The sequence below is a fragment of the Candidatus Methylomirabilota bacterium genome (assembly GCA_035936835.1).
Taxonomy (GTDB): domain Bacteria; phylum Methylomirabilota; class Methylomirabilia; order Rokubacteriales; family CSP1-6; genus AR37.
Genome location: DASYVT010000024.1, coordinates 1 through 4229 on the forward strand (window position 1 = coordinate 1; position 4229 = coordinate 4229).

Consider the following 4229-nt stretch of genomic DNA (forward strand, 5'->3'; position numbering starts at 1 on the left):
GGGATAGCGCTTCGTGAGCCCGGAGACGTCGAGCACCGGCCGGGCGGGTCCCTACTCCCCGCCTCGTCTCGGCGGCGCGGAGAGTTTCTTGTACTCGGCCGACTCGCGGGAGAAGACCACGCCGTTGGCCTCGAGCATGCCCGCGACGGCCTCCCAGTCCTTCCTGTAATCGATGGGGATGAAGTGGGTGGCGTCGCGGAAGTCCTTGCCCAGGCTCGTGCCCTGGATCTTGAAGGAGTAGAAGGCCTCCTTGATCTTGGCCGCGAGCTTGGGGTCGAGGGCGTAGTAGTAGGAGAAGCCGGCCGTGGGGAACACGGGCGAGGTGTAGACGACCTTGTAGTCCCCGCGCTTGACCACGCCGCGGTTCACCATGCGCTCGAGCACCGTGTCGGCCACCGCGGCGGCGTCGTAATCGCCGTTGACTACGCCGAGGATGGAGTTGTCGTGCTTGCTCGAGAAGACGATCTCGTAATCCTTGCCCGGCACCACCCCGAGCTTGGTGAAGAAGAAGACGGGCGCCTGGTGGCCGGAGCTCGAGGTCTGGGAGACGTGAGCCACGCGCTTGCCCTTGAGGTCGGCCACCGAGTTGATCCTGGTGTCGTTGCCGCGGGCGATGACGACCATGTGGTAGCCGCGCGGGCCCTTGTCCGTGGCCATTTGGGCGAAGGGCACCGCGCCGGCCACGTTCACGGCCCAGACCAGGCTGCCGGTGGAGTAGCCCGTGACGTGCAGCCGGCCCGAGCGCATGGCCTCGAGCTGGGCCGCGTAATTCTGGGGGCCGAAGTACTGGACCTTCTTGCCGGTAACCTTCTCGATGTGGCGCAGCAGGTCGGCGAAGACGGGGCCGTAGACGGCCGGGTCCTCGACCGGGACGTAGGCGAAGACGAGCGGGTCGGGATTGAGGAGCTTGGCCGGGTCCTTGGGCGGGTCGGCGATGCCGTCGCCGTTGTCGTCGCAGTAGATCGGGTCGAGCTTGCCGCGGGGGGCGCAGCCCTCGGCCGCCGCCGCGAGCGCGGCCCAGCCCGCGATCAGCACGATCAGCGCCGCCAGGGTGGTCAATCGCCGCCTCACTCCCATGGCTCCTCCCTGTGTGGATCGCCCCGGGGCATCTCGAGGCCTTTCCGTGTCGAATACTACCACGCTCGCGCCGCGCCGGAGCGGCGGCCCTGCTCAAGTGGTGTATATTCAGCAGTCCACATGGCCCAACCCGTCAACCTGGGCGACTTGCTCGACCGGTCTCGACCCGCCGGCGCTACGGCGCTGATCGACTGTCTCGACTGGGAGCGGCCTCGCGAATACTCCCACGGCGAGATCCACCGCCTGGCCGATGCCTGCGCGCGGGGCCTGCTCGCCCGCGGCCTCACGCGGGGGGACGCGGTGGCGATCCTGGCCGGGAACCGCGCCGAGTTCCTCGTCGCCTACTTTGGGACGATGCGCGCGGGACTGGTGTCGGTCCCGGTGAACCACAAGTTCCCGCGCGAGACGATCGACTTCGTCCTGCGCGACTCGGCCGTGAAGCTCGCGTTCTGCGACGGCGAGCGTCGCGCGCAGGTGCCTGTCGGCATCCCGCTGGTCGACTTCGATTCGACGAAGGCCGACGGCTTCGAGGCGCTCCTGGACCACGGCGAGTTCGCCGCCGTGCGCCCCGAGGCCCGTGAGACGGCGATGGTGCTGTACACCTCAGGCTCGACCGGCCGGCCCAAGGGCGTGCCGCTGTCCCACGACGGCCAGCTCTGGGCGGTGCGATCGCGTGTCGCCGCGGGCACGGGCCTCGACAGGGAGCGCTTCATCGTGGCCGCGCCGCTCTTCCACATGAACGCGTTGGGCACGAGCAAGGTCGTGTTTGCCGCGCATGGCGGCATCGTTTTGCTCCCGCAGTTCGACGCCCGCCGGTACGTCGAGGCGATCGGACGCTTCCGCGTCACGTTCCTCACCTCCGTGCCGACGATGCTGGCGCTGATCCTCCGCGAGACCGACACCCTCTCGCGCACGGATCTATCCTCGGTGCGCGCGGTGAGAATGGGCTCGGCGCCCACGACGCAGCAGCTCATCGACGCGGTCAAGAAGGCCTTCCCCGGCGCAGCCGTCTCCTACATCTACGGCACCACGGAGGCCGGCCCCGTCATGTTCGGCCCGCATCCGGACGGCCGGCGCCAGCCGGACCTGGCCCTCGGCTGGCCGCGGCCGGGCGTCGAAGTGCGCCTCGTGGGCTCCGATGGCAGCGATGCCGACGAGGGCATGCTCTGGATCCGGACGCCCGCCAACATGACGGGCTATCTCAATCTTCCCGACAAGACGAAGGAAGTCCTCACGTCCGACGGCTGGTACCTCTCCGGCGACGTCTTGAGGCGCGACCGGACGGGCGCGTACTACTTTGTCGGACGCGCGGACGACATGTTCATCTGCGGCGGCGAGAACATCTATCCGGGCGAGGTCGAGGCGATGCTCGAGCGGCACCCTGACATCCTCCAGGCCTGCGTCGTGCCGATCCCCGACGAGATCAAGTACGAGAAGCCGTTCGCCTTCGTCGTGACACGGGACGGTAGCCGCCTCCGCGATGACGACGTCAAGCAGTACGCCCTCGCGCATGCGCCGGCCTACCAGCACCCGCGGCACGTCGTCTTCATGCCGGCGCTGCCGCTCGCCAGCACGGGCAAGGTGGATCGCGTGGCGCTCCGCCGGCTGGCGCTCGAGCACCGCCAGGTGGAGACGAAAGCATGAGAGCCGCGGTCATCTACGAGCACGGCGGGCCCGGGTCCATCAGGATCGAGCCGGCGTTCCCCGATCCGTTCCCGGGTCCCAACGACGTCGTCATCAAGGTGCGCGCCACCACGCTCAACTACCACGACATCTTCACGCGCCGTGGCATGCCGGGCATCAAGGTGCCGATGCCCTGCATCATGGGCGTCGACTTCGCCGGCGACATCGTCGAGACCGGCAGCGCCGTGACGGGGTGGAAGACCGGCGACCGGGTCATGGTCGATCCGGTGGACAGGGTCGGGCCCGGCGGCCTCATGGGTGAGATGTGGCACGGCGGGCTCGCCGAGTACTGCCGCGTGCCGGCGCACCACCTGGTCGCGCTGCCGGATGATGTGGGATATGACGCCGCCGCGTGCCTGCCCGTGGCCTACGGCACGGCCGTGCGCATGATGCACGCCATCGGCGAGGTGAAGCCGGGGGACAAGGTCCTCATCCTCGGCGCCTCCGGCGGCGTGGGCACCTGCTGCGTCCAGCTGGCGAGGCTCCGCGGCGCGGAAGTGATCGCCTGCGCCAGCAGCGACAGCAAGCTCGGGCGGCTCAAAGATTTGGGCGCCGCGCATGTCCTCGACTACACCAAGCACGACTTCGTCAAGTGGGTCTACGAGACCTTCGGCAAGCCGCACCGGCGGAAGTTCACTGGCGGCGTGGACGTGGTGGTCAATTTCACGGGCGGCGAGACGTGGGTGCCGTCGCTCAAGGTCCTGCACCGCGGGGGCAAGGTCCTCACGTGCGGGGCCACGGCGGGCTTCGATCCCAAGGAGGACCTCCGCTTCATCTGGACCTTCGAGCTCAAGATCCTGGGGTCGAACGGCTGGATGCGGAAGGATCTGGCCACGCTCCTCGCGCTGATCCAGGAGGGACGGCTGAAGCCGGTCATCGACTGCGAGCTGCCGCTCGCGGAGGTGAACGAGGCGTTCCGCCTCCTGGAAGACCGCGACGTCTTCGGCAAGGTCGTCGTGCGGCCGTGAGCGACGCCAGGCTCTCCGTCGAGCAGATCCAGGCCATCTTCGACGCCTCGCCCTTTCTCGGCTTCCTGCGCCTCCGGGTCGTCGCGCTCGATCACGACGCGGCCACGCTGACCGTGAGCATGCCGATGAGGCCGGAGCTCGAGCGGCGGGCGGGCACCGGGCAGTTCCATGGGGGACCCATCGCGGCCTTCATCGACGCAGTCGGCGACTTCGCGATCGGCATGGCGCTTGGCGGCGGCGTGCCCACGATCAACTTGAGAATCGATTACCTGCGGCCGGCGGTCGGCGGATCCCTGACCGGCACCGCGCGCGTCCGCCGGGCTGGGCGCACAGTGGCCCTCGTGGACGTGGACGTCTACGACGAGCAGCAGACCCTCGTGGCGGTCGGCCGCGGCACGTACTCGGGCCAGCGCGGCTAGCGCGCGGCCAACCTGCCCCGCACCCCGTAACGCAACTTCAGCGGCGGCAATTCGTCGATCCTGGACCCGCGGATGACCGCCC

At 69.0% G+C, this 4229-nt stretch carries 4 protein-coding genes; 3 read left to right on the plus strand and 1 reads right to left on the minus strand.

The genetic code is table 11. The annotated features are described in order from the left end of the window. Positions 1-51: 51 nt before the first annotated feature. Positions 52-1071: a phosphate/phosphite/phosphonate ABC transporter substrate-binding protein gene (gene phnD / locus VGV06_02490; protein HEV2054022.1), complete on the minus strand. Its 1020-nt coding sequence runs from the start codon at positions 1069-1071 to the stop codon at positions 52-54. Between the two features lie 126 nt (positions 1072-1197). Here phnD and VGV06_02495 point away from each other — a divergent pair, with 126 nt between their 5' ends. From VGV06_02495 to VGV06_02505, 3 genes are read left to right on the plus strand one after another with little or no spacing between them, the layout of a single operon-like run. Further along, complete coding sequence (locus tag VGV06_02495; GenBank protein ID HEV2054023.1) at positions 1198-2721, plus strand: class I adenylate-forming enzyme family protein; 1524 nt, start codon at positions 1198-1200, stop codon at positions 2719-2721. Further along, positions 2718-3728 (plus strand): zinc-binding dehydrogenase, encoded by a 1011-nt coding sequence (locus VGV06_02500; protein ID HEV2054024.1) that lies wholly within the window; start codon positions 2718-2720, stop codon positions 3726-3728. Before VGV06_02495 ends, VGV06_02500 begins: the two co-directional genes overlap by 4 nt. Beyond that, the gene (locus VGV06_02505) at positions 3725-4147 is read left to right on the plus strand and encodes a PaaI family thioesterase (protein HEV2054025.1); all 423 of its coding nucleotides are present in this window, start codon (positions 3725-3727) and stop codon (positions 4145-4147) included. Before VGV06_02500 ends, VGV06_02505 begins: the two co-directional genes overlap by 4 nt. Positions 4148-4229 lie beyond the last annotated feature (82 nt).

Coding starts and splice junctions, on each gene's coding strand:
- VGV06_02495 (HEV2054023.1), top strand. CDS start 1,198: ATGGCCCAACCCGTCAACCTGGGCGACTTGCTCGACCGGTCTCGACCC.
- VGV06_02500 (HEV2054024.1), top strand. CDS start 2,718: ATGAGAGCCGCGGTCATCTACGAGCACGGCGGGCCCGGGTCCATCAGG.